This window comes from Kutzneria sp. NPDC052558 (assembly GCF_044547355.1).
Taxonomy (GTDB): domain Bacteria; phylum Actinomycetota; class Actinomycetes; order Mycobacteriales; family Pseudonocardiaceae; genus Kutzneria.
Genome location: NZ_JBIUAG010000079.1, coordinates 1 through 1,779, shown reverse-complemented (window position 1 = coordinate 1,779; position 1,779 = coordinate 1). Strand labels below are relative to the sequence as shown.

The 1,779-nt window shown below is 70.2% G+C and carries 1 protein-coding gene; it reads left to right on the top strand.

All coding sequences use genetic code 11. The features are described from left to right. The coding region (locus tag ACIG5F_RS49210) for a dihydropteroate synthase (protein WP_396527281.1) at positions 1 to 1,779 on the top strand (1,779 nt) is incomplete at both ends.

The following is a 1,779-nucleotide window of genomic DNA, read 5'->3' as shown; positions in this document are numbered from 1 at the left end:
CGGTGGCTGCTGCGGCACCACACCCGCGCACATCGCGCGGATCGCCGAGACCGTCAAAGGCCTGCCGCCCCGCCCACTACCGGCGATCGGTGCCGCGACCCGGTTCAGCGGTCTCGAACCGTTCGAGATCGGCCCGGACACCGGCTTCGTGATGATCGGCGAGCGGACCAACGTCACCGGCTCGGCCAAGTTCCGCCGGCTCATCGAGTCCGACAACCACCAGGCCGCCGTGGACGTGGCCCTGGAGCAGGTGCGCGGCGGCGCCAACCTGCTGGACGTGAACATGGACGCCGACCTGCTGGACAGCGAGCAGGCGATGACCACGTTCCTGAACCTGATCGCCACCGAGCCCGAGGTGGCCCGGATCCCGATCATGATCGACAGCTCCCGGTGGAGCGTGCTGGAGGCCGGCCTGCGCTGCGTGCAGGGCAAGGGCGTGGTCAACTCGATCTCCCTGAAGGAGGGCGAGGAGCCGTTCCTGCGCCAGGCCCGCGCCATCCGCGAGTACGGGGCCGGCGTGGTGGTGATGGCCTTCGACGAGCAGGGCCAGGCCGACACCACCGAGCGCAAGGTGGAGATCTGCGCCCGCGCCTACGACCTGCTGACCACGAAGGTCGGCTTCCCGGCCGAGGACATCATCTTCGACCCGAACGTGCTGGCCGTGGCCACCGGCATCAGCGAGCACAACGGCTACGCCAAGGCCTTCATCGACGCGCTGCCGCTGATCAAGCAGCGCTGTCCGGGCGCGCGCACCTCCGGCGGCATCTCCAACCTGTCGTTCTCCTTCCGCGGCAACGACGTCGTGCGCGAGGCCATGCACTCGGCCTTCCTGTACTACGCGGTGGCCGCGGGCCTGGACATGGGCATCGTCAACGCCGGCCAGCTGGCCGTCTACCAGGACATCCCGGCCGAGCTGCTGGAGCTGGTCGAGGACGTGCTGTTCGACCGCCGCGAGGACGCCACCGACCGGCTGGTCGAGTACGCCGAGACGGTGCGCGGCAAGGGCACCAAGCGGGTCGTCGACCTGTCCTGGCGCGAGGGCCCGGTGGGGGAGCGGCTGTCGCACGCGCTGGTGCACGGCATCGTGGACTTCATCGAGGAGGACACCGAGCAGGCCCGGCAGCAGGCCAAGCGGCCGCTGGAGGTCATCGAGGGTCCGCTGATGGACGGCATGAAGATCGTCGGCGACCTGTTCGGCTCCGGCAAGATGTTCCTCCCCCAGGTGGTCAAGAGCGCGCGGGTGATGAAGCGCGCGGTGGCCTACCTGGAGCCGTTCATGGAGGAGGAGAAGGAGCAGCTGCGGCTGGCCGGCGTGGTGGAGACCGAGCGGGGCAACGGCAAGGTCGTGCTGGCCACCGTGAAGGGCGACGTGCACGACATCGGCAAGAACATCGTCGGCGTGGTGCTGGGCTGCAACAGCTACGACGTGATCGACCTGGGCGTGATGGTGCCGGCGGCCAAGATCCTGGACACCGCGGTGGCCGAGGGCGCGGACGCCATCGGCCTGTCCGGCCTGATCACGCCGTCGCTGGACGAGATGGTGTCGGTGGCGGCGGAGATGCAGCGGCGCGGGCTGAAGCTGCCGCTGCTGATCGGCGGCGCGACCACCTCCCGCCAGCACACCGCCGTCCGCATCGCGCCGGCCTACGAGTCGACGACCGTGCACGTGCTCGACGCGTCCCGGGTGGTCGGCGTGGTGTCCGACCTGCTGGACCCGGAGCGGGCCGAGGTGCTGGCCGAGACCAACGCCGCCGACCAGGAGCGGCTGCGGGAGCAGCA